This is a genomic window from Spiroplasma endosymbiont of Atherix ibis (assembly GCF_964020005.1).
Taxonomy (GTDB): domain Bacteria; phylum Bacillota_I; class Bacilli_A; order Mycoplasmatales; family Mycoplasmataceae; genus Spiroplasma_A.
Genome location: NZ_OZ026474.1, coordinates 166,048 through 191,143 on the forward strand (window position 1 = coordinate 166,048; position 25,096 = coordinate 191,143).

The window sequence follows — 25,096 nt, forward strand, 5'->3', positions numbered from 1 at the left end:
AACAAAAATAAATAAAGATAACAATTGAAATGTAAATTCTTATTTATATAACTTATTAAATGAATTATTTAAAAGAATATATATTTAATGTAAAATAATAAAGTTAATAAAAGAGGTAATAACATGGAATTTTCACATAAAGCAATTGAAAAAAAGTGACAAAAATTTTGAGAAGAAAATAATACATATAAAACAACAAACAATAGCGAAAAAAAAGCATATATTTTAGATATGTTTCCTTATCCAAGTGGAGCAGGACTTCATGTTGGTCATCCTAAGGGTTATACTGCAACTGACGTTTTTGCAAGAATTAGAAGAATGCAACAATATGATGTTTTACATCCAATTGGATGAGATGCTTTTGGGCTTCCAGCAGAGCAATATGCTTTAAAAACAGGAAATGATCCAAGAGAATTTACAAACAAAAATATTATTACATTTAAAAAACAAGTAAAAAAAATTGGATTAAGTTATGATTACAATAAAGAAGTAAATACAAGTCATCCAAACTACTACAAAATTACACAATGAATATTTCAACAACTTTACAAAAAAGGATTAGCAGAAATAAGAGAAGCCAATGTTAATTGATGTGAAGGTTTAGGAACTGTTCTTGCAAATGAGGAAGTTAGTTTAGAGAATGGTAAAATGATTTCAGAAGTTGGTGGTTTTGAAGTAATTAAAAAACCTATGAAACAATGAGTTTTAAAAATTACAGAATATGCAGATAGATTACTTGAAGGTTTAGAAGATTTAGATTGACCAAGTTCAGTTAAAGAAATTCAAAAAAACTGAATTGGAAGATCAGAAGGAGCAATAATTAATTTTCATGTAAAAAATAGTAATGAAAAAATTGATGTATTTACAACAAGAGCAGATACTATTTTTGGAGTATCTTACATTGTATTAGCACCAGAAAATGATTTGGTTTTAAAATTAACTACTAAAGAAAATAGAGCAAAAATTGAAGAATATATTGAGATTACTAAAACTAAAATAGATATTGAAAGACAAGATGTTTCAAAAGAAAAAACAGGAGTTTTTACAGGAAGCTATGTAATTAATCCAATTTCTAAAGAAGAAATACCTGTCTGAGTTGCAGATTATGTATTAAATGATTATGCAACTGGTTCTGTAATGGCAGTTCCTGCTCATGATGAACGTGATTGAAAATTTGCAACAAAATACAATTTACCAATTAAATATGTTTTAGAAACAAAGGATAAAACAAAAGCATTTGTAGGAGAATCTCCATTAGTAAATTCAGATTTTTTAAATGGTTTAAATAGAGTACAAGCAATTAATTTAGTCCTTGAAAAGCTTGAAAAAGAAAATAATGCAAAAAGAAAAGTTAATTATAAATTACGAGATTGATTATTTTCAAGACAAAGATTTTATGGAGAACCTTTTCCTGTAGTTTTTTTAGAAGATGGTCAGATTGCTTTAATAGATGAAAAAGATCTTCCTTTAGAATTGCCAAAAGATGATTATATTAAACCATCAGGAACTGGTGAATCACCATTGGCTAATTTAACTGATTGAGTTAATATTCGTTTTAAAAATCAAAATGCAAAAAGAGAAACAAATACAATGCCTCAATGAGCTGGAAGTTGTTGATACTATTTGGCCTATATTTTAGCTACAGGTCCAAATGAATTTATTGATATTAAATCAAAAGAAGCTATGCAATTATTTAAAAAATGATTACCTGTTGATTTATATATAGGAGGTCAAGAACACGCTGTTCTTCACTTATTATATGCAAGATTTTGACATCAAGTATTATTTGATTTAGAAGTTGTTCCCACAAAAGAACCATTTCAAAAATTAGTAAATCAAGGAATGATTTTAGCTGATAATGGGGAAAAAATGAGTAAATCAAAAGGAAATATAATTAATCCTGATGATATTATAGAATCACATGGAGCAGATACTTTGAGATTATATGAAGTATTTATGGGTCCTATTGAAGCATCGCTTCCTTGAAGTTATAAAGGACTTGATGGAGCAAGAAAATGATTAGATAGAGTTTATAGAATGGTTAATAATTTTGAATTAACAAATGAAAATAATCATAATTTAGATTATATTTACAATGATGTTGTAAAAAAAGTTACTCAAATGATTGAAAGTTGTAAGTTTAATACAGCAATTTCTCAATTAATGGTATTTGTAAATGCAGTTTATAAAGAAAAAACTCCTATATATAAGGAATATATTTTGAATTTTATTAAAATGCTTTCAGTTTATGTTCCTCATTTGGCAGAAGAGTTATGAGCTAAAACAGGAAACTCTGGAAGTGTTTGTTTAGAAGTTTGACCAATTTATGATGAGTCTAAGCTATTACTTTCAAAAGTTACAATTGCAGTTCAAATTAATGGTAAATTAAGAGCTACATTTGATATTAATAAAGGAACTGAAAGAGATGAATTAGTTGCTTTGGCAAAACAATTAGATAATATAAAAGAACAAATTAAAGGAAAAGAAATAGTTAAAGAAATAGTTGTTATAGATAAAATTGTAAATATCGTTATAAAATAACACCTTTAATAGGTGTCATTTTTTTACTTTGAGCATATAATAAAAATGTTAAAAATAGGAGGAATATTATAATGGATAAATTAATTTTAATTAATCTGCAAGATTATATTAATGAACATATTAAAATGCAATTAAATTGTTTTAATTTAAGTAAAAAAAGTGATGAATTAGGATATCCTGGCTTTACACATTTTTTTCAAGTACAAGCTCAGGATGAATTTTTACATCAAAGAAGAATAATGAATTATCTTTTAGATAGAGGACAAAATTACAAAATTAACTCAATAGAAGTAAATACTCCAGAATTAAAAAATATAGAAGATATATTAAATGTAGAAATCATTTTGCAAATATTACAAATGAATTTACAAATAATGCAAAAGATAAAATGGACTTTACAACAGTTAAATTTTATGAATTATTATAACTAGTGGTGGCTTTTTATTATTAACTTTGTTCTTGACTTTAATAATTATTAAGTATTTATCTAAACCAAAAATTTTTATTACAGAATTTAAGTCACCAATTATTGGTTCTTTAATACCAACCTTATTTATGGCATCTTTTTCTTGAACTGCTTTTTTAAACTCAATTAAAGTTCCATGATTAGGAGAAATTATTTGATTATTGGTACTTATTTTTTTTGTACTATATATAATTTGTTTTTCAATTTATTATATAAAAAACTTTTCTTGAAAATCTGTTTATCCTTCTTGATTTGTAGTTTGAGTAGGAATAATAGTATTTTGTGTTACTGGTTCAACAATGGGAAGTTCATATACAACAATTGGTTTAACTGTTAGTCAACAAAAAAACTTCAAAGAGTTTTTGGAATGTTTATCTAAAACAATTTGATATTTAGGTTTTAGTGCCTATCTTATATTATTGCCAATAGTTTTAATTAAAGTTTTGTTTATTGAATTAAAACTTAAAAGTAATTAATTTCCTACTTATGGAATTTTTGGTGCCCCTGCAAGCTTATGTTTAGCAGGTTATCTAGTTGCATTTTTTAACACAACAAGTAAACTGGGAGAGCTTCAAAAACCTATAGTTATATTTTTATTTATCTTGGGTATTATATTTATAATATTTGATTATTTAATTATACTTCCAATAATGACTAAGAAGTTTATCCCACTTTTTGCTTGTTTTACTTTCCCATTAGCAATAACTTCTTTTGCCTCAGAAAAGCTATCTCAATTTTTAATTACTGAGGATAATAAAACTTTTTCTAATATTGTTCATTGAATTAGTTTTATTGAGATTATAATAGCTAGTTTCTCAATTTTATATGTTACTTTTGGTTTAATAGTTTTTTCGGTAAATAAATTAAAATATGAACCTAATAATAAAGAAATAAGTAAAAAATTTTTTAAATGATTTATTTAAAAATTACTGAAGTGAATAGGCAATAGTTGTATTTACGCCTATTTTTTTACTATTCGATAAAAGATATTTTTATTTTTTTATTCTATATTTAAAAAACTATTTTAAGCTTTTCTTAATTTATATTTTTTTCTCATTCAATAATATCAGTTACATAATGTTAGATTATTATGTATTGTTTCTTTTTAAGTAAAAAATGATAGCTTTAAATAACAATGTTATCTGCACATGTTTTTTTGTTACTATTGATATAATTAAATTGCTCGAATCACAAACATTTTTTAGGATTTGTTTGTGTATTAAACTCCGTAATCTTAGTAAATAATTACTTTGCTTGGATCTTTTATTTTTTTAATAATATTAATTGTTCTTTTTAAAGTAGCAATTATAAATTTTGCAAACAATTTATAAGTAATATCTGTATATAAGTTTTGTATTTTTCTTTGAATAAAATCTGGATATTTCACATTTAAATTTTGTAATTTTATTCTATTTATCTTTTTTAATTAATTTTTACTAAATCTAGCTATAGTTTTGTTTTTTAGCATTACTTTACAAATATTATATAAATCAAATATTTTTGAGATAGTTCTTTTGAAATTTATCTGTATTTAAATTTTTTCTATTATTATTAAATATTTTTAAAATTTTATATTTAGCTCAGATATCTATTTATCAAATTTAGAAATAGATTTTTTATTAGAAAAAATAATTGAGATGTTTAATTCTGAAAAAAGACTTTAAAAACATATAAATATATTAACTTTACTTTAAAAGTTAAACTAGCTCTTATTGAACATTTAATATGCTATTACATATTTATAAATAATAAAATAGTACTAAAATCTTAACTTGCTAGTTAATTTTTTAGTTTTTAAAAATGTTATAATAATAAAAGTTTAAGATAATGGAGGCCAATTTTTATGTCAAACATAATTCAAAATAATGGTGTTAAAGAAATAATTTTGGATTTCTCTTTTTTACAAAATGTTCAATTTAAAGATAATCCAGTAACTTTAGATCAAATAGCAGAGGAGTTAGGAATTAAAGGTATTACAACATGTTTAGATTTTCAAAATTTTTTAAGAAACTCTCTTGCTAAAAAATCTTTTATATGTCTTTTAGATGATAAAACTAAACAACTCTCTAGAAAAGATAAAAGTAGAACCTCTTATAATGGAATTCTAAGAATGGAACTAGATTTTAAAAATCAGTCTCTGTTAGATAATGGAACATATTTAGGCTTTTATGTGAATATAGACACTAGAAATTTATCTTTAATAATTAGTTCAATCTTTGTTACAAAACTAAAACCAATTTCTCAAGAGTTTGAAACAATGATTCAAGAATCACAAATATTTATAATAAGAAATCAAGGGCAAATTAAAGATGAAGAATTAATAAGAAGAAATGTTTTGAATTCTTCAAATATTTTAGAAATTGGAAAATTATTGTCAACTTTTGAAGAAGAAAAAGAAAGGTGATTAAACTATCTAGATTTTTGCGATGATTTGCTTAAACTTGAAAGAAAAAAATCACTTCCTTATTTGGGAGTTAAATACTTAAAAATAATTAAAATTGATAAAATTCATTTTAAAAAAGAATTATTTAAATATAAGTGCAGAACATTTATTAAAAAGTAAAGATATACCTTTTAATTTTACAAATATTGTAGTACTTGATTTACTTGTAGATGATATAAATAAAATTAATAAAATAAAAAAAATAAAAGAACTTTCCTTAGTTTCTATTAGTAAAAATAAAAATATAAAAACTACTCATGAACTTGTAAAAAATATTCATAATATTTTTAATTTTGACTTTGAAAAAACTAATGATTTGCAAAATATTTTAAGTGTTTCTACAATGTTAGGTGTTTCAGAAGAATCAATAAGTTTTGCAGATTATTGATTTAAAAACTCTAAAACTATTTTTTTAGTAGGAAATAAAGAATTAGAAATTCTATTAAAACAAAATCCAAAAGAAATGAAAGAATGGCAAATAATAAAAATAAATTTTGAAATAGAACAAGAGTTTGATCAAAAAATATTTTAAGTAAAAAATAATTTAGATTATTTAAGTTCAGGTTATATTGCATATACAGGAATTGGTGAGGATATACTAATTGAACGTTCTAAGCAAGTTATTAAAAAAATATCAGAAGGAAATACTAAAAACCCATATCTTGTAAATTATTTATTTAATACAAAATTAGTTGAATTATCTGAATTGTCAAATGATATTCAAATTAAAGATAATGAATTTGAGTTTAATTTAAACTTTGAACAAAAAGAAGCTGTAAAAAAAGCTGTTAATACAAAAGATATTTTTATTTTGCAAGGTCCACCTGGAACTGGTAAAACTCAAGTTATATGTGAAATAATAACTCAATTATCAAAATTGAATAGAAAAGTATTAATATCAAGTCAAAATCATGAAGCAATAAAAAATGTAGTTAATAGATTATCAATTAATCCAAATTTAAATAAAATCAGATTAACAAATCAATTAAATATAAAAACACAAGATACTAATAATTATTCACCTGACAGAGTTTTATATAATTATTATAAATCAATTGGAAAAAAAGTTTTTGATGATATGAACAATGATGAAAAATCTATTAAAGAATTTTATATTTATAAAAGAGATCTAGAGAATTTAATTAATTTAAATAAAAACTTTAATCAAAATAATAATAAAATAAAAAATTTACAAAAAGAAATTAATTCTTTAAAAGAAGAATTAATTAATATTGAAAATTTAATTGAAGCTTTAGTAACAAAAGATTTTTATTCAATAATTAAAGTAAGTTAAAAAATGGAAGAGTGTTTTAAAAACACAATTCAATATGAACTTAATAATTTCATTTATAAAAATCTAAATTTTAATCCTAAAGACTTTATAAATATTTACTTTTTAATAAAAGAAGTTGTAGCTGAAATCTATTATAAAAATGAAATATTTATAGAAATTAGAAATGCTAAAAATAATGTAAATAAATTTAAAAGAAATGCAGATTTTGATTTAGCAAATAAAGAAGAAAGTAAAATTTTGGGATTTCAACAAATTATAAATTCAGATAAAAAAATTATAGAGTTAGAAAATATGTTTTTGACATTCATTTCATCTTTAAAAAATCTAAAAATTGAAATAGAATTGAATTTACAAGATAATACAAATATAAATTTATTTGAAATTGATTTAAATCAACTTGAAGTTAAAAAAAATGAGTTAATTATTTCAAGAAATAATTTAATTGAAAATTCAGGAGCAAATACAAAAGATTTAAGAGATTTAATTAAAACAATTAATTATAAGTTCAATATAAATTTGGGTTTAGAAGATATTGAATTAGAAACACAAGTTAAAAAGGAATTAAAAAAACTTGAAATTAAATTACAAAATAGTAGAGAAAGAAAAGAAAATTTTTTTCAAATTTATACAAAAATAATTAAATATTTAAAAGATAATTATAAAATTGTAAATAATTTTAAAGAAGAGATTGCTTCATCAGATTTTACAAATCAAATGTTTAAAGATAGTCAAAAATATATAAAATCAGTTTTAGATAATTTAATTAATGTTTATTCAATGACTTTAACTTCAACAAATTTATTTAAATTTAATAAAGACAATTTTGCTAATAAACTTGGATTAGAAGAGTTAAGTTTAAAAAATATGAATGTTGATGTTGTTATTATTGATGAAGCTTCAAAAGCAACATTGTTAGAAATTTTAATGCCTTTAATTTATGGTAAGTCCTTAATTTTAGTTGGAGATTATAGACAACTTCCTCCAATTCTTAAGTTACAACAAAGTGATGTTGAAGAGGTAAATAAATTTTTTAATAAAGATTATAGCTATAGTTTAATGTATGAGTTACTTGATGAATCGGCTTTTAAAAAACTAATTAGTGCGGGTAATAAAACAATAACTACTTTTTTAAAAACTCAATATAGAAGTCATGAACAAATTATGGATGTAGTTAATAAATTTTATGAGGGAAGTTTGAGAGTAGATTATCAGGTTAGTAATCAAAAAAAACATGATTTAAAAATTACTAACAATTTAGGAAAAGACATTATTGATTCACGTAGTTCTGTTTATTGAGTTGATTCAACTAGAAACTTACAAAATGAAATAAGTTTTGAACAGGGAGAAGAATATTCAACAAGTTTATTTAATGAATTTGAATTACATATAACTAAAAAACTTTTAAGCAAATTAGATACTGCTGTTGGTGAAAAAAATTCAAAAATAAAACCATTAGTTGCCATAATTAGTTTTTATGGTTTACATATTGAAAAATTAAAAAGAGAGATAAATGTAAATAAATTTAAAAATATTAATATTATTATTAATACAGTTGATGATTTTCAAGGTAAAGAAGCTGATTACGTTTTGGTTAATATGGTAAGAAATCCAGAAAAATTATCAAATAAATTAGAAAGAGAGTTTTTAAAAAAATATGAAAGAATAAACGTAGCTTTTTCAAGAGCAAGAGAATTATTAATAATTATTGGTGCTCAAAGAGCTGTTAGTGACATTACTGTTAAAATTCCTACTATAGAGAATCCTAATGTCTCAAATAGTTATGAGGTTTATGCAGATATAATTGCAAAACTAGATTTTGAGGGTTTTTTATTAAAACCTAGTGAAATTTTGGAGGAATAAAAAATGATAATTAATGAAATTGAAATTCTATATAATAAGTTATATTTAGATTTAAAAATTAAATATTCAGAAATTAGAAAACCAACATTTATGGAATTTTTAATTTTATTAATTATTATAGAATATACAAATAAAAATAAAAGTTTATCAGAAATTTTAAAAAATGATTTTAATATTTTAAATCAGTCACTGTTTTAAAAAGCTCTAAGGGATTTAATTAATTTCAAAGTTATTGAAGTAAATCAGATTAAATTAACTATTAATTTATTAAATATGAATGTTGCAATTAATAGTTTTAAAATTAATGATGAAGTTAAACAAAAATTCAAATCTGAAGATTACACAGTTTCTCAAGATAATAAAACTCAAAACATTAAATATTTTTTTGATCCAATTACAAAAAGTTTAGAAGTTTTAAAAGAAATTAATTGAGATAAAAGAATAACAAATTTGAAATTTAGTCATAAAATTAATATTCCTATTGAATTTTTTCAAATTGAAAATAAAAATTTAGTTTTATCCAAAGTAAATGATTTTATTAAAAAACAGCAAAATATATTTGGAGAAAATTGTGTTTTAAAAAATATTTTAATTGAAGAAGAATCTATAAATAATATTGTGACATTTAAAGAATATATAAAAACAGAAAGTATTGCAATAAAGGCTTCAATAGAAATTTTTAATAATGAAACTTATAAAATTAGAACAGAAAATAGTTATTTTAATAATTATTTAAGATACAATTCAGATATTTCAATTCAAATATTAAAAAATATTTTAAATCAGTATGATGAAAAATTAAAAAAAATATTTATACCTGAAATATCTTTTAGACATGAACATAAATTTGTTTTAACACCAGAATTATTATCAAATTTAAATGTAAAAACAAATTACGATTTACTTTTAGTAAACGATCAATTTATTAAATCGGATACTGAAATTATAAAGAATAAAGATTTTACTAAAAATATTTAAATAATTATTTTTTATAATTCAAAAAGAAATAATAAAATTATTGATATAGTTGATAATAAATTAATTTTTTATGTTGATTATATTGAAAATGAAATTTTGCAATTAAATTCATTCATTTATTTAGACTCTGAAAATTTTATGAATGGTTTTTTAGTAGTAAATAAATTAGTAGAATCCATAAATTTAAATATTCCTGTTTTCTTTTTATTTAAAAATTCAAAGGAACCTTTAAATTTAACTCTTTTGTTTAAAACAAGTATTAAAAGAGTTTTAGAAAAGTTTGAACAGTCTTTATTAAATTCAAATTATAATTTTTCAATGAATATATATTTAATTTTAGAAAGACTTGGTTTAGAAAAAGAGGTTATTTCAATTTTAGAAAAGTTTTTATTAAATACTATAGATAGTGGGTCAAATTATAGAGAAATGAGAAAATACTTATTAGAATCAGAAAATAGAAAGTTATTTTTAACTCTTGAAAAAATAGCAAAAGATTTAATTATTCAGATTTCAAAAAATAAAACTGATGATGAATTATTTGATATTATTAGGAATTATAAGTTTAAACATACAAAAAATATATTAGATATTTTTAATAAAATTGATATAGAAAATAGTATTCAAAATATTTATAAAATTAATGATTATTTGCAACAAAACTCAATTGATGGCTGAAAATTTAATGTAAAAGATTCTTTAATTGTCTTAACTAGTTATTTTAAAAATAATAATAGAGCTGAAATCTTTAATGAAACTAAATATAATTCTGATATTTGAATTCAGCATGCAAGTACTTTAAATTTAATTGGGAAAATAACTAAAGAGTTATATTTATCAAATTATCAATTTGTTGAAGATAATTATAATTTTTTATTAACTTCTTTAATAGGACTAATTAAAAACTCATTAGAAATAAAAAAATTTAACACTTATTTAATTAACTTATCTGAATCATTGGTTGATTTTTATAAATTCTATTATAAACATAAAAGTGTTGAGTTTTCAACAATATCAAATACTAGTATAAATTATAAAGTTCAACTTATTGCTGGTAAATATATTAATAATATTGAACTTGCTTTAAACGAATTTTTAGATAAAAGTATCTACAATATGCCAATTGAGTTAAAATTAAAATGATTAAAAAATGTTGAGAATAAATCACAAGAAGTTGAAAGAATTTTAAAAAATGACGAGCAATCCTATAAAATAGCTCTTAATATAATATTTGGTAAAAAAAGAGAATATACAGAAGATGATTTATTAAAATATACTACTTTATTTGGAGGATAAGAGCTATGAGTATGACAGCTAAAGAAATTTTAGTTAATTGTGAAAAACAATTTAGTTTTATTAAAAAAGATATTAATTCTTTAATAAAATATATTAAAGAATTAATTGAGCAATGTAAACAAATTGACAGTTCAGGTTTTTTTAAAAAACAAATAGAACAGATTTTAGAAGAGTTAACTAAAGAACAAATAGATTTAACTAAAAATACTTATGAAAGAGAAATCTCTTCAGATAATCATGTTGCTATTGAAACATATAATGAAATTCAAAGATATGCAGAAAGAAAAAGAGAAGTTATTGCAGATTTTAAAACAAAAGTATTTTGTTTTAAAAAAGATATTCTTGAAAAAGAACAAGAAAATATTTTAAAGTCTTTAGATAAAAATATATTTGAAGATATAACAAATTTTAAAAACTCCTTAATTAGTAATTATTCTAGTTCTGAAGATAAATTATATATAAAAAATTTATTTGAAAAAAATGAACATATTTTAATTAATAAAAAAGGTAATGAATTATATGATTTTATTTTACAAAGTTTAAAAGAACATAAATCTTCAAATAACTCTATTGTAAAAGAAGTAGTTTCCTCTTCAATTGATCTTTATAAAGAAGATGAAGATATAGTAAATTCTATAAAACAAGACGCAAAAGATTTCATAAGTAAAATTAATTTAATTAATTTACAAAATAGCATTAAAGATTATTTTGTAAAATCATCAAAAATAGCAGAACAAGAAGCTGTAAGAAAAGATAATGTAATTAAAATAGTTAAAGCAATTAGAGAAGTTGGATATATTGTCAAGGAAGATAATATTAGAAAAATAGCAGAAAAAAATCTGATTTTAATTCATGGAGAAAAACTGACTGGGGAAGCTGCAGATTTTGCTGTAAAATTAGATGGAACTTTTGTTTACAATTGAGAAGGTTTTGAATATCATAAACACGATATAGATGCTCAAAGTTTTCTTAATAAACTTAAAGAATTTAATTTGCATTCAAGTGATGAATTTAATAAACAATATAGAGAACCAAAATATATTGCTCAAAATAAGAAAATAATAAAAAACAAAAATACTAATTCAAACTCAAGTAAGTAGGTGTAAAAATGAGTGTAAAAAGAGAATTAAATCAGTTAAAAAATTTAATAGGTATTAAAAAAGCTATTATTATTGAAGGAAATATAGATGATATTTATGAATTTGAAGGCAATTATATTAATATTCATGAAATTATAATGAATATTTTTGATCATAAAAAATATTTTGATAAATTTGTTTTTGATCAAAACTCAGGTTTAAAAGGTAAAAAAATATCTAATTTAATTTTAGATTTCTCTTCAGAAAAACAGGAAGAATTTGCTTCAAATGATTTTGAAGAATTATTTCATAATGAAAATAATTTGGAGAGTTTTGATTCTTTAACACTAAAAAAACCTATTGATTTTTTTAAAATTTTAAATATGAATATTAATAGAGAAGATGAAAAAAAAATTGGTTTTATAGCTGATTATACAAATTATGTATTTAGTGATCAAGGTTTGGATGTTGATGATAGAAGGGTTCTTACAGAGTTCTCAAAAACATTAAAGGAGTCTAATTTTCTGATTTCAAAAATTGATGATTTAACTAATTGTATAATTTTTTTAACTAAAAAAATTAATCAGCTACCACCAAGTTTATATTTAGATAATCCAGAAATTATAATTTTAACTTTACCTAAACCAAGTAGAGAAGAAAGAAAAGAATTTTTAGGAACAATTAAACCAAGAATTCAAGTAACAGATATAGAAAGTGAATTTAATAACATTATTGATGCAACAGAAAGTTGAACTTTAAAAGAAATATCACATTTTGCAAAATTTAGTTGTAATTTTGAAAGCCCTTTAAAGTTTAATAAAATGTTTAATATTTATAATTATGGAGAGAAAGTTTCACCATGAGAAGAATTAAGTTATGAAAAAATGTTAAAAGTTAAAGAGCAACTATCATCAAAAGTCATTGGACAAGAAGAAGCTATTGAAAAAGTAGCAAAAGTAATTTATAAAGCTTATACAGGTTTAACCGGCATTACTTATTCTTCAAAAAGAAGTAAACCAAAAGGAACTTTGTTTTTTGTTGGTCCAACAGGAACAGGTAAAACAGAATTAGCAAAAGCTATTACAACTTTTCTTTTTAATGACGAGACAAATCTAATTAGATTTGATATGTCAGAATATGGCCAAGAAAACTCAGATCAAAAATTAATAGGAGCTCCTCCAGGTTATGTTGGTTTTGAAGGTGGAGGACAACTTACAAATTCTGTAAAATCAAGACCATTTTCAGTAATTTTATTTGATGAAATAGAAAAGGCAAGTCCCAAAATATTTGATAAATTTTTACAAATATTAGAGGATGGAAGATTAACAGATAATACGGGACAAACAGTTAGTTTTAGTGAAACATTTATTATTTTTACTTCAAATATAGGTGCAGCTGATGTAAATCCAAATCAAAGTAAAGAGAACGTTTACAATGAATTTATTAAAAGAGTTCAAGATCATTTTACAAAGGAATTAAATAGACCAGAGCTTTTAGGAAGATTTGGAAATAATATTGTCCCATTTAATTTTATTAGTGACTTAAGTTTAAAATCTAAAATTATTTATCAAAAAGTAAAACCAATACAAATTGCAATATATGAAAAATATAAAGCAGAATTACATATTGATTTAAATGATCAAAATTTAATTTCTATTATTTTAAAAAATGCAGATGAAAGACGTGGAGTATGAGATGTTTTAAACTCTTTGGAAACAAATTTAGTAGATCCATTATCAGAATTTATTTTTCATAACTTACAGAACATTAGACAAGGAACTAAAATTTTAACTTCTTATAAAGATGGAAAAATTAATTTTACAATAAATGGCTAATTTAAATATTGGAAAATTTTTAATGAATAGTGAAATTGAAGGTCCTGGAATAAGATTTGTAATATGATTTCAAGGATGTAATATAGGGTGTAGAGGTTGTTCAAATCAGGAATTACTTCCATTAGAAAAAAATGTTTATGCCAAATGAATTTATTTATGAGAAAATATTAGAAGCAAAGAAAAAATTTAATATAGAAGGTATAACTTTAATAGGGGGAGAACCATTTTTGCAACCTGATGGTTTAAAAGAACTTGTTCAATGAAGTCAAAAAAATAATTTAACAGTTATTTGTTTTACAGGATATATATATGAAAATTTAATGCAAGAACATAAAGAAATATTAGAGTACATTGATATATTAATTGATGGACCTTTTATTATGAGATTACTAGATAAAAATAGAAGATTAATTGGAAGTAAAAATCAAAGAGTTATAAAAATAACTAGTGTATATAAAGATTGTGATTATTTTGAACAACCACATTCAGAAGTTGAAATTCAACTTTATAATAATCGTATTTCAATGAATGGTGATGGTGTTGTGTTTGATAATGATAATGGAGAATTTAATTTTAATATAAAGTAGGGAAATAAAGTGAAATTTTTAGTTAGAAGTATGAATGATTTTTATTCCTAATCCTTTTTATTTATAAAAAAAGGAAGGAAAATATAAATGAAAAATAAAAAAAATATAATTTTTGATATGACAATAAGTGCAATGCTATTGTCAATAGGTATCTGTTTAAAATTAATTTTTTTAGGATTGCCAGGTTTTGATTTGACTTTAATTATAATTCTTATTACAGGACTATTTTTTAAGTCTAGTATATCTATAATTTCAACTGCTGGAATATCAGCTTTGAGTTTTTTAATAATAACAGATATTATTCTTTGAACTTCTACAATTTATGTATATTTATTATTAAATGTTTTTCTTATTATTATAAGAAAAGTAATTTTAAAAAATAAGAGTATTGCTTATGTTACTTTACCAATTTTTGGTTTAATGATAACAACACTTTATTTATTAATTTCAGTATTAGTTTATGGAAAAATAAATGGGTATTCAATGTACTTAGTTCATTTGCATGAAGCTTACATAATATTTTTTATGTATTGTTTTTTAACTCCAGTTATTTTTAAAAAAATATTTCAGGTTATGATTAAATTTAACTATAATTATTCGACTATTTTTAATAAGGATTTTAAAAAATATATAGAAACTATGGAAACTGATACAAAAAAAGTAAGTGATGAAAAAATTAATTATAACGTTCAATTAGTTTCAATGATTTTTTCAATGATGTTATTGATTTGCTATTTTAGTTTTGTACCATATAAAATGGTAACTACATTAAATAATATAAATTATTTGGCAGCTATTATAATTGTTCCGCTATTAATGTTATTTGTAACTCCTATTTGAATGAAAAGTGCAAAAAAAATAGTTAATTTAAATATGCTTAAAATTAACTCTGTGGGATTATTATTAGCAGTTATTTTTACCTTTAGTTCTTTTACATCAACAAAATATAGTATTACATTATCTTTTTTAATAATTGGTTTAATTCTTTTTGGCGTTTTTATTGCTGGTTTTTTACCTATAAATATTGAAGCTATTAAAAGTTATGAGTATAGAAATAAATTAAAAAATAAAACTTCAAAATATAACTCTATTTTTGGTTTTTTATTATTACCTTTACCATTTTTGATTAACTATCATTTTGGAAGTATTTATGTTTTAATATTTTTTATGCTACTTTCAATTTTAATTTTATTTTTAATAATGTTTAATAAAAATATTATGTTAGAAGGTAAGGTTTTAAATATAGATAAAAATTCTTTTGTTACTCTTAAAAAAAATAAAAAGTTTTTTATAGAAGTATTTATTCAGAATTATTTTATAGGATTCTTTAAATTTTTAGATTTATCTTTAGTTTTATTTTACTTTATAATATTTTATAATAATAAAATTTTTATTGAGTGAAATAATAATATTGGCATTGTTCTTATATTTTTAGTTTCAGGTTTTTTAAGCAAATATATAGCTCAAGCCATATTTGCTAATATAAAATATAATAGTAAAAATATTAATAGAGTAGCAATGTTAGTAACTATAGTTTCTGTTTTATCATTTATTGTGTTTTTAGTATTAAATTACTTTTTTGTTAGTAAAAATGTAAATTATTATTATTACTCATTATTAACAGTTTTAATGTTTATTTTTGGAGCAAGTTATTCTATTATTGAAAAAACAAAAGCCAAAACATTTAGATCAATTGTTTCTAAAAATGAGTTTTCTTTAGCTATGATAATTGATCATGTAGCAGGAAATGCATTTTTTTCTTTAAGCATTACAGCTATATTTTTTATAACTATGCTTTTAATAAAAAATTCATTAATTGGTTTAATAACTTTACTCACAATATTTATGTTAATTTCTTTAATTTTAATTTTTATAAAAGTATTTTTAAATAAAAAGCTTAAAATATAAAAATACTTTTATATTTTTATTTTAATTAACTGCTTAGTTATATATGAATTCATATTTTTTTGAAAACTTTAAAAAAATAAAAAGTATATTAGGATATCTTTATATATAAATTTAATTAAATATTATTTGTATAATATATGTTTGGTAAAAAATAATACATAGTGTATTTAACTATACAACTTTATAAAAAGTATTATAAAAATAAAAATAAATAAAGTAAAGAAAAATTATTCAAAATAAAAAAACTTATTATTAATTAATAAGTTTTTTTATTTAACTTCATTTTTTAAATCAATTATATTTATTACTTTAAATTAGTTTCTTTTATTTTATATAAAGTAAAAGTGTTTTGTAATAAACAAGCAATTGTCATTGGACCAACTCCCCCTGGAACTGGTGTAATATATTTTACAATTTTTGATACTTCATTGAATTTAACATCTCCACAGTACTTACCATTCACAAAATTTGCTCCAACATCAATTACTGTCATATTTTTATTAACAAATTTTTTTGTTACTAGATTAGCTCTACCTGCAGCACTTATTAAAATATCTGCTTTTTTACAAATATCCTTTAAATTCTTTGTTTTTGTATTACAAGTAGTTACTGTTGCAGATTTATTTATTAACATATTAGTTAGAGGTTTACCAACAATATTGCTTCGCCCAATAATAACAACATTTTTTCCACTTAAATCTATGTCTTTTCATTCTAAAAGTTTTAATATTCCAAGAGGAGTTGCTGGATATATTTTTGAATTATTAAGCATAATATTTCCTAAAGTTAAAGCATTGAATCCATCAACGTCTTTTGATGGAGAAATAAAATTTGTAATTTCTTTTTCATCAATATGAGAAGGTAAAGGTAATTGAACAATTAATCCGTCTATTGATAAGTTTTTATTAATTTTTTCAATTTCCAATTTTAAACTATTTTTATCTATATTTTCATCAAATTTTTTGAGTTCTCCAATTATACCAACTTCATCACAAGCTTTTAGTTTATTTTTTATATATTTATTACTTGCCAAATTATTTCCAATTTGTATAATAATAAGTTTTGGTTTTCTTTTTACCTTTAATTGCTTTATACTATTTTTAAGGTTGGTATTTAGAATTTGAGCACATTCTTTCCCATTAATAATTTTGCTCATGTTTTAAATCCTTTCTAAAAAAGATATTCTAAAGGTGATTATAATGGAAAAAATATTAAAAGCATTAAGTATGTTAAAAATTAATCAAAAAGATTATGAATTTTATGGAAAAAAAATAGTAAAAATAGATTATGAAAAGTATATAAAAAATGATAAGGGAAAGCTAATATTGATGACTTCAATAAATCCAACTCCAGCAGGGGAAGGAAAGACTACAACTGCAATTGGATTAGCTGATGGTTTACAATATATAGGAAAAAATGTAATTTTAGCTCTTAGAGAACCAAGTTTAGGTCCTGTTTTCGGAAGAAAAGGAACAGCAACTGGTGGAGGAGAAAGCGAAGTTATACCTATGGATGAGATAAATTTACATTTTACTGGAGATTTTCATGCTATTACAACAGCAAATAATCTAATTTCAGCTCAAATTGATTCAGAAATTTATTGAAATTCAGATATAAAAATTGATCCAAATAAAGTAGTTTGAAAAAGATGTATAGATATTAATGATAGAGCTTTAAGAAAAGTTGAATTAAAAATAGGAAGTAAAATCTTAAGAAATGAAGAATTTACAATAACAGCTGCAAGTAATATGATGACTATATTAAGTCTTTCAAAAGATATTAGTGATTTAAGAGAAAGATTGGATAATTCATTAATAGCTTATAATTTTGATGGAGAAGAAGTTTATTTAAAGCAATTAAATATAACAGGATCATTAATGGCTCTTTTAAAAAAAGCTATTCAACCAAACTTGGTTTTAACTAAATATGATACACCCACTTTAGTACATTGTGGCCCTTTTGCAAATATTGCAACAGGAACAAACTCAATAATATCAACAAAATTAGGATTAAGTTTAGCAGATTATTGCATAGTAGAATCTGGTTTTGGAAGTGATTTGGGATTTGAAAAATACATGAATGTTATAAATAATGATAATGATTTAATACCTGATTGTACTGTTATGGTAGTTACTTTAAGAGCACTAAATTTACACAATGATTTTGAAAATAACTTTGATCATTTAGAAAAACATTTAAAACATATAACTCAATATAATTTAAATTTAATAGTGGCAATTAACTTTATTGAAGGAGATAGTGAAGAGCAATTAAATATTTTAAAAAATTGATTAGATAAAAATAAATATATTTGAGAAATGAATAAAGCCTATACTGATGGAGCTAAAGGTGCAGATAATTTAGCAAAAAAGGTTGCTGAACTTTGTGATTTAAAACAAAACTTTAATAGACTAATAAATTCAAATGAAACAATTGAAAATAAAATTGAAAAAGTAATTAAAAATTTTTATTATTTAAAAAATTTTAAAATTTGTAAAAAAGCTCAAGATAAAATAAATATAATTAAAAAAACTAAATATGCAGAGTTGCCAATTTGTATGGTTAAATCTTCAAATTCAGTTGATGGAAATGATTTAAAAGAAGTAGATTATGAAATGATAATAAAAGATGTTAACGTAAATACAGGAGCTAAATTTATTCTTGTTTATACAAATAATGTAATGAGTATGCCTGGATTAAATCAAAATCCAAATTCTAAAGATATAGACTTAGAAAATGGAATAATTGTAGGATTGAAATAAAATACATATTATTTTATTAAAAGTAATTAAAATTAGTATTTATTATAAAGTGAGTTGAAGTGAGTAGGCATATTTATGCTTATTTTTTTTATTTATATAGTTATTGTGCCATAAAAGACATCTTTATTTTTTCATTCTATATTTAAAAAACTATTTTGAGATTTTTTTGAGTTATATCATTTATCTCATTCAATAACATCAGTTATATAATGTTCAAGTGATTCATATTTGTTATTATGAATTGTTCCTTTTTTAAGTAAAGAGTGATAACTTTCAATAACAATGTTATCTGCACATGTTTTTTTCGCTCCCATTGATATAATTAAATTGTTCGAATCACAAACAGTTTTTCACGTTTTGCTTGTGTATTGAACTCCGTGATCTGAGTGAATAATTATTCCACTCGGATCTTTTATTTTTTTAATAACATTAATTGCTCTTTTTAAAGTAGCAATTACAAATTTTGCAGACATTTTATAAGAAATATCTGATGAAATAACTTCTTTTGTGAATCCATCGATTATTGTTGATTTATAAGCTTTCTTTCCTTTTCAAATTAAATAAGTAATATCTGTATATAAAATTTTGTATTTTTCTTTGACAGCACTATATTTTCTTTGAACAAGATCTGGATATTCTACATTTGAATTTTGTAGTTTTCTTTTATTTGCTTTTTTTAATTGATTTTTAGCAAATCTAGCTATAATTTTATTTTCTCGCATTACTTTTCGAATTTTTTTAAGGATTCATATTTTTCCTTCAAATTTTCTAATTCTGATTTATCTTCTTTAGATTTTGTATTAATGCATAAATTATTATCTGTTCTATAGATTGATTGTCAGGTTCCAATTGTTCCCATTGGCACTTTATATTTTTTATAAGCTTTTGTTACACCGTTTTCATTTGCATAAAGTATTACATCTACTTTAAATTCTTCACTATATTTACTAAATTTTTGACCAAGTTTTGCCATATTTTTTCCTTTCTATTATTATATAAAAGTGTCTCCTAAAATGGGGGAACCTTCTTAAAATTTTTAAAAAAAAAGCATTGATTTTTTTTTTTTTTTACAATCAATAATATCAATTAGAATTGTTTATTTGTTTTATAAAGTTCTTTAAAAGAAGAAGAATGAAAAAAATAAGTATATTAGAAACATTATAATCATAAATAAACTAATTGAGTTCCTAAATCTAAGTTTTTTATTAATTATTTTGTATTAAAGCAATTTAAATATTTATAGGCTATTTCTTTTTCTATAAAAAAACCAGTGATTTATATCACTGGTAAACTTAAGTTATCTTTTTATGTTTTATCTAGTATGGAAACTAAGTTTAGAGATTTCAAGTAATCAATCACAGAAAGATAAAGTTTTATTTAATTAAGCTGAAGTTATTATTAATAGATCAAAACAAACTTTTAAAGTAGTTTAATCCTAATACTTCTAAACCAGCTAATGTAATAAAATTATATGGTTTGTTAAAATGCGGTAAGAAGAAAATATCTACTAATGGTAATTCATCTATTGTTAATCCTTTTTGAATACCTAATGCAAACATATACATTACTTCAGTATGATTATTAACACTAGCAACTTGTGCTCCAATAATTTTTCTTGATTTTTTTTCTCAAATAATTTTTAAATGAACATCTTTGAAAGTGGACATAAATTCTGGTCTATCTGAATCTTTGAACATAATTTCTTCAGCATCAATTCCAAAACGTTTACAAGATTCCATTGATATACCAACTGAAGCCATTTTTCAACCAAATACTTCAATACCGTTTGCTCCAGTAAATCCAGGACTTTCTAATGTATTACCTTTAACTATGTTAACTGCTGCTAAAATACCTGTTCTAACAGCTGTTGTTGCTAAAGCAATTTGTGTATCTTTTTTCAATGAACAATTATAAACTTGTGCACAGTCTCCAATTGCATAGATATCTTTGTTTGAAGTCTGCATAAACTCATTTGTTTTAACTGCTCCTCTTTCATCAAGATCAATTATACCTTTAAGTAATTTTGTTTGAGGAGCAACTCCAACTGAAAACACAACATAATCAACTTCAATTTCTCCCTTATCAGTGATTACTTTTGATACTTTTCCATTTTTTCCTTCAAATTTAATAACTTTTTGTTCTAGTGCTAAATTAACTCCTTTTTCTTTCATAGTTTTTTCAACTAATTGTGTAAATTCATTATCATAATATACTGGCATAATTCTATCAGCAATATCAATAAGTGAAACTTCTTTTCCACTTTTAACAAATGCATCTACTATTTCTACTCCAATATATCCTGCACCAACTACTGCTACTTTTTTAATATCTTTATTTTCATTTGCTGCTTTAATAACTTTAGCATGATGATAATTTTTACAAATTTGTACACCCTCTAATTGTATTCCTGTAATTGGAGGAAAAATTGGTCAAGTACCTGAAGCAACAATTAATTTATCATAGTTATCATCAAATTCTTCTCCAGTTTTCATATTTTTAATTCTTACAGTTTTTTTCTTTGCATCTATTCCTATTCATTTATGTTCCATTTTTACATTTATATTTTCTTCAGCTAAAATTTCTGGAGAAGCATAAAATAATCCATTTGGATCATTAACTTCTCCCCCAACTCATAACGCTATTCCACACCCAAGAAATGAAATATTATCATTTTGATCGTATGTTGTTATATCCATTTTAGAATCTAATCTTCTTAAAGTTCTAACAGCTGTTGTACCAGCATGGTTTGTTCCTATAACTATAGTTTTCATTTACTTTGCTCCTTTATCTTTTTATACTATAATAATATATGAAATCTATAATTATAATTAGATTAATAAAAAATTTTCAAAAAATATTATAAATTAAGAAAAAAATTATTGAGGTGATATTACAAGTGTTTTTAAGAATTAACAGTGATGTTAACTATTATTTAAGAAGATCAAATTTTATTAAATATTTTGACGAACATAATTTATGTAGAAAATCAAAATGATATATTAAAAGAGTTGAAAAAAAAATAAATGATAAAAATGCATTTACTTATTTTAAATATTGAATTCTTTGAAAATGAATTAATTTGCATTTTAAATTATCTGAAAGTTTTGTCACAAAATTAAATAGAAATATTAAAAAACTGAGTTTAACATTAACTTCAAAAGAGGAAAAATTTATAAGAGATTTAGAAGAATTAATTTTTAATTCTTGAAGACCTTTAAAGCAATTACTTGTAAAATTTAATTTAGAAAAAAAAGAAAAAATAAATCTGATTCAAACAAATGTCAATATTTATGACTACAGTCCAGAAAAACAAGAGAAAAAACTTAAACTATTAAATAAGTTTGATTGTTATTTTTCTAATTTTAATATTTATTTAACTGATGTTAATCAAAAAGTTATTAAAAAAATTAAAAATAGTTCTATAACAGAAGCATATATAGAAACTTTTGGAGTTGTTATTATTACAAATAAAACAAAATTTTTATTTAGAGGTAAAAATAGATTATTAACATATGTATTATTACAAAGAATGATACCAAGATTAAATTTAAAATTAGAATCAGTAGAAGAATTATATAATTATTTTGATTTTTGAAATAAATTAGTTTTAAAAATTATTTAATATATATTATATTAATAGGAGAAAAAACAATATGAAAATTATTAAAGTTAGAGATAATAAAGAAGCTGGAGAAATAGTAAGCGATTTAATTCTTAAAGAAGTTAAATCAAAATCAAATATAGTTTTAGGTTTAGCAACTGGAAGTTCACCAATTTCTACATATGAAAATATCATTTCAAAATCAAAAGAGGAAAATATTGATTGAAGTAATGTTACAACTTTTAATTTAGATGAATATAAAGGTTTAGAACCAACTCATAATCAATCATATAGATATTTTATGAATGATAAATTATTTAATCATATAAATATTAAAAAAGAAAATACATTTATTCCAAGCGGAATGATTAACTCAAATGAAGAAGCACAAAAATATGATGAATTAATTGCAAAACATGGAGGAATAGATTTGCAATTGCTTGGTTTAGGAATTAATGGACATATTGGTTTTAATGAACCTGGAAGTGATTTTGAAGGCTTAACATCTGTTGTAGATTTAACAAAATTAACAATAGAGGCAAATTCAAGATTTTTTAATTCTGAAAAGGATGTTCCAACTAAAGCAATATCAATGGGACTAAAATCAATTATGAGTGCAAAAAAAATTATTTTAATTGCAATAGGAAATGAAAAAGCACAAGCAGTTAAAAATTTAGTAGAAGGACCAATTTCAAAAGATTGACCTTGTTCAATTCTTTTAAATCATTCTGATGTAACTGTTGTTATTGATAATTAAGCAAGTAAACTTTTAAAATAAAAAAATCTCTAAAAAAGAGATTTTTTATTTTGAAAAATATCAATATTGAATATGGTGTAAAATTATTAAGTAGTTACTAAAGGAGTATATAAAATAATGAGAAAACAAATTATTGTAGGAAATTGAAAAATGTTTAAAACTAATTCACAAGCTGTTGAATTTATTAAATCAGTAGATTCAAAAGTTAAAAAAGATTCAAATATAATTGCAGGTATTGCTGTGCCTTCAATTATGTTAAGTGATGTACAAAAAGTTGCAAGAAATATAGTTATTTCAGCACAAAACTGTTATTTTGAAAAAGAAGGAGCTTTTACTGGTGAAATATCAATTCCAATGTTACAAGATTTAAATGTTAAATATGTTGTTGTTGGTCATTCAGAAAGAAGAGATATTTTTGGTGAAACTGATGAAATGATAAATAATAAAGTAAAAACTTTATTGTCATCAAATATTATACCAATTTTATGTTGTGGAGAAAGTTTAGAAACTTATGAAAGTGGAAAAACAATAGAGTGAGTTAAATCACAAATTACTAAAGATTTTGCAGGTGTTTCATCAGAAGATGCAAAAAAAGTAGTTATTGCATATGAACCAATTTGAGCAATTGGAACAGGAAAAGTTGCAACTCCAGAAATTGCACAAAATGTATGTAAAGAAATTAGAAATATTATTAAAGATATTTATAGTGAACAAGTAGCAAATGAAATTCTAATTCAATATGGGGGGAGTGTAAAACCAGAAAATATTAAAGATATTTTAGATCAAGCTGATATAGATGGAGCACTAGTTGGTGGAGCTTCTTTAATTGAAGATTCATATTTGGGATTAGTAAATTATAAGGGATAATTTAATATGAGTTACAAAATTTTAGCATTGGATATGGATGGAACTACTTTTAAAGAATTAGATGATATAGTTATAGAAAATATGGAACCTATTAATAAAGCTATTAAAAAAGGAATAAAAGTAGTTTTTGTTACAGGAAGACCAGTTCATACAAAATTAAATAAATTAGATCTTTTTGATTTTTCAAATGTTGGAGCAATTTTTGCTGCATTTAATGGAGCTCTTATTTATGATTTAAAAAATAAGCAAGTAGTTGATGCAAATCCTATAGATAAAGAATCTGTTTTGAAAGCATTTGAACTTTTAAAAAAATCAGAAGAATTTAAGGAAATTGAACTTTGAGCTTATACAGTTGATGACAAATTGAGCTATATAAATATGCCTATAAAAGAATCAAAGATTTTAAAAAATGAAACATATTTTTTTGATTATAAACCAGTAGTTTTTTCATCTAATATGCCAATACTTGATTGTCATAAAATTCTTGTAATGAATGCAAGTACTAAATTTGTAAATGAATTGAGAAACTTGGGTTTAGAAGTTTCTTGAACTGAAGGTTCAATGCAAGGAGAAGTAACTAAAAAAGGTATAAATAAAAAATATGCTCTAGAATTTTTATCAAAAAAATTCTCAGTAGAAAGAACAGAAATTTTAGCAATGGGTGATGGAGCAAATGATTTACCAATGTTTGAATATGCAGGTTTATCAATTGCACCAGTAAATGCTCATCAAGAAATAAAATCTAAAGCAACAATAGTTTCTGAATATACAAATTTGGAAGGTGCCGTTGCAAAAGCAATTAATAAATATATATTAGGAGAATAA

The 25,096-nt window shown here is 22.2% G+C and carries 25 protein-coding genes; 20 read left to right on the forward strand and 5 right to left on the reverse strand.

The genetic code is table 4. The annotated features are described in order from the left end of the window. Positions 1-123 precede the first annotated feature (123 nt). The 3 genes from leuS to AACK92_RS00925 all read left to right on the forward strand — a co-directional run bounded on the left by leuS (position 124) and on the right by AACK92_RS00925 (position 3,483). Positions 124-2,541 (forward strand): leucine--tRNA ligase, encoded by a 2,418-nt coding sequence (gene leuS, locus AACK92_RS00915; RefSeq protein ID WP_339021152.1) that lies wholly within the window; start codon positions 124-126, stop codon positions 2,539-2,541. A gap of 71 nt (positions 2,542-2,612) precedes the next feature. Beyond that, positions 2,613-2,972 carry a ferritin-like domain-containing protein gene (locus tag AACK92_RS00920; RefSeq protein ID WP_339021154.1) on the forward strand — a complete coding sequence of 120 codons (360 nt, stop codon included), beginning with the start codon at positions 2,613-2,615 and terminating at the stop codon, positions 2,970-2,972. Positions 2,973-3,000: 28 nt separating this feature from the next. Beyond that, positions 3,001-3,483, forward strand: a complete 483-nt coding sequence (locus tag AACK92_RS00925; RefSeq protein WP_339021155.1) for a hypothetical protein — start codon at positions 3,001-3,003, stop codon at positions 3,481-3,483. Between the two features lie 758 nt (positions 3,484-4,241). Here the strand turns inward: AACK92_RS00925 and AACK92_RS00930 are convergent. Beyond that, positions 4,242-4,394, reverse strand: a complete 153-nt coding sequence (locus AACK92_RS00930; protein ID WP_339021156.1) for a hypothetical protein — start codon at positions 4,392-4,394, stop codon at positions 4,242-4,244. A 456-nt stretch (positions 4,395-4,850) separates the two neighbouring features. Between AACK92_RS00930 and AACK92_RS00935 the strand changes: the two genes are divergently transcribed. The 12 genes from AACK92_RS00935 to AACK92_RS00990 all read left to right on the forward strand — a co-directional run bounded on the left by AACK92_RS00935 (position 4,851) and on the right by AACK92_RS00990 (position 16,284). Further along, positions 4,851-5,570: a hypothetical protein gene (locus tag AACK92_RS00935; protein WP_339021157.1), complete on the forward strand. Its 720-nt coding sequence runs from the start codon at positions 4,851-4,853 to the stop codon at positions 5,568-5,570. Further along, positions 5,506-5,982 carry a hypothetical protein gene (locus tag AACK92_RS00940; protein ID WP_339021159.1) on the forward strand — a complete coding sequence of 159 codons (477 nt, stop codon included), beginning with the start codon at positions 5,506-5,508 and terminating at the stop codon, positions 5,980-5,982. Before AACK92_RS00935 ends, AACK92_RS00940 begins: the two co-directional genes overlap by 65 nt. A 174-nt stretch (positions 5,983-6,156) precedes the next feature. Further along, the gene (locus AACK92_RS00945) at positions 6,157-6,744 is read left to right on the forward strand and encodes an AAA domain-containing protein (RefSeq protein WP_339021161.1); all 588 of its coding nucleotides are present in this window, start codon (positions 6,157-6,159) and stop codon (positions 6,742-6,744) included. 3 nt (positions 6,745-6,747) lie between these two features. Beyond that, positions 6,748-8,604, forward strand: coding sequence for a DEAD/DEAH box helicase (locus AACK92_RS00950; protein WP_339021163.1), 1,857 nt, complete (start codon positions 6,748-6,750; stop codon positions 8,602-8,604). 3 nt (positions 8,605-8,607) lie between these two features. After that, positions 8,608-8,802 (forward strand): hypothetical protein, encoded by a 195-nt coding sequence (locus AACK92_RS00955; protein WP_339021165.1) that lies wholly within the window; start codon positions 8,608-8,610, stop codon positions 8,800-8,802. 75 nt (positions 8,803-8,877) lie between these two features. Continuing rightward, entirely contained in the window at positions 8,878-9,582 is a 705-nt protein-coding gene (locus AACK92_RS00960; RefSeq protein WP_339021166.1) for a hypothetical protein, read from the forward strand. Positions 9,583-9,720: 138 nt separating this feature from the next. Beyond that, positions 9,721-10,875 carry a hypothetical protein gene (locus tag AACK92_RS00965; RefSeq protein WP_339021168.1) on the forward strand — a complete coding sequence of 385 codons (1,155 nt, stop codon included), beginning with the start codon at positions 9,721-9,723 and terminating at the stop codon, positions 10,873-10,875. Positions 10,876-10,886: 11 nt separating this feature from the next. Continuing rightward, positions 10,887-11,975 carry a hypothetical protein gene (locus AACK92_RS00970; protein ID WP_339021169.1) on the forward strand — a complete coding sequence of 363 codons (1,089 nt, stop codon included), beginning with the start codon at positions 10,887-10,889 and terminating at the stop codon, positions 11,973-11,975. 8 nt (positions 11,976-11,983) lie between these two features. Continuing rightward, the gene (locus AACK92_RS00975; RefSeq protein WP_339021170.1) at positions 11,984-13,789 is read left to right on the forward strand and encodes an AAA family ATPase; all 1,806 of its coding nucleotides are present in this window, start codon (positions 11,984-11,986) and stop codon (positions 13,787-13,789) included. Beyond that, entirely contained in the window at positions 13,782-13,979 is a 198-nt protein-coding gene (locus AACK92_RS00980; RefSeq protein WP_339021172.1) for a 4Fe-4S cluster-binding domain-containing protein, read from the forward strand. Before AACK92_RS00975 ends, AACK92_RS00980 begins: the two co-directional genes overlap by 8 nt. Then, complete coding sequence (locus AACK92_RS00985) at positions 13,927-14,376, forward strand: 4Fe-4S single cluster domain-containing protein (protein ID WP_339021173.1); 450 nt, start codon at positions 13,927-13,929, stop codon at positions 14,374-14,376. Before AACK92_RS00980 ends, AACK92_RS00985 begins: the two co-directional genes overlap by 53 nt. Before the next feature lie 87 nt (positions 14,377-14,463). Continuing rightward, entirely contained in the window at positions 14,464-16,284 is a 1,821-nt protein-coding gene (locus AACK92_RS00990) for a hypothetical protein (protein ID WP_339021175.1), read from the forward strand. Positions 16,285-16,588: 304 nt separating this feature from the next. Here AACK92_RS00990 and AACK92_RS00995 read toward each other — a convergent pair whose 3' ends face one another. Then, on the reverse strand, positions 16,589-17,440 hold the full coding sequence (locus AACK92_RS00995) for a bifunctional 5,10-methylenetetrahydrofolate dehydrogenase/5,10-methenyltetrahydrofolate cyclohydrolase (RefSeq protein WP_339021177.1): 852 nt from the start codon (positions 17,438-17,440) through the stop codon (positions 16,589-16,591). Between the two features lie 34 nt (positions 17,441-17,474). On the opposite strand from AACK92_RS00995, the gene AACK92_RS01000 reads away from it, so the two are divergent. Further along, positions 17,475-19,046, forward strand: coding sequence for a formate--tetrahydrofolate ligase (locus tag AACK92_RS01000; protein ID WP_339021179.1), 1,572 nt, complete (start codon positions 17,475-17,477; stop codon positions 19,044-19,046). Positions 19,047-19,138: 92 nt separating this feature from the next. On the opposite strand, the gene AACK92_RS01005 is transcribed toward AACK92_RS01000, so the two are convergent. From AACK92_RS01005 to AACK92_RS01015, 3 genes are all read right to left on the reverse strand, one after another. Further along, entirely contained in the window at positions 19,139-19,768 is a 630-nt protein-coding gene (locus tag AACK92_RS01005) for a DDE-type integrase/transposase/recombinase (RefSeq protein ID WP_339021180.1), read from the reverse strand. Beyond that, entirely contained in the window at positions 19,768-20,019 is a 252-nt protein-coding gene (locus tag AACK92_RS01010; protein WP_339021182.1) for a hypothetical protein, read from the reverse strand. The genes AACK92_RS01005 and AACK92_RS01010 overlap by 1 nt, the downstream gene beginning before the upstream one ends. 400 nt (positions 20,020-20,419) lie before the next feature. Beyond that, positions 20,420-21,817 (reverse strand): FAD-dependent oxidoreductase, encoded by a 1,398-nt coding sequence (locus AACK92_RS01015; protein ID WP_339021184.1) that lies wholly within the window; start codon positions 21,815-21,817, stop codon positions 20,420-20,422. Between the two features lie 125 nt (positions 21,818-21,942). Here AACK92_RS01015 and AACK92_RS01020 point away from each other — a divergent pair, with 125 nt between their 5' ends. The 4 genes from AACK92_RS01020 to AACK92_RS01035 all read left to right on the forward strand — a co-directional run bounded on the left by AACK92_RS01020 (position 21,943) and on the right by AACK92_RS01035 (position 25,096). After that, a complete protein-coding gene (locus tag AACK92_RS01020; RefSeq protein WP_339021186.1) occupies positions 21,943-22,668 on the forward strand; it encodes a hypothetical protein in 726 nt (241 codons plus the stop codon). A gap of 31 nt (positions 22,669-22,699) precedes the next feature. Beyond that, the gene (gene nagB / locus AACK92_RS01025; RefSeq protein ID WP_339021187.1) at positions 22,700-23,404 is read left to right on the forward strand and encodes a glucosamine-6-phosphate deaminase; all 705 of its coding nucleotides are present in this window, start codon (positions 22,700-22,702) and stop codon (positions 23,402-23,404) included. 117 nt (positions 23,405-23,521) lie between these two features. After that, positions 23,522-24,271 (forward strand): triose-phosphate isomerase, encoded by a 750-nt coding sequence (gene tpiA / locus AACK92_RS01030; RefSeq protein ID WP_339021189.1) that lies wholly within the window; start codon positions 23,522-23,524, stop codon positions 24,269-24,271. Positions 24,272-24,277: 6 nt separating this feature from the next. Then, the gene (locus AACK92_RS01035; protein WP_339021190.1) at positions 24,278-25,096 is read left to right on the forward strand and encodes an HAD family hydrolase; all 819 of its coding nucleotides are present in this window, start codon (positions 24,278-24,280) and stop codon (positions 25,094-25,096) included.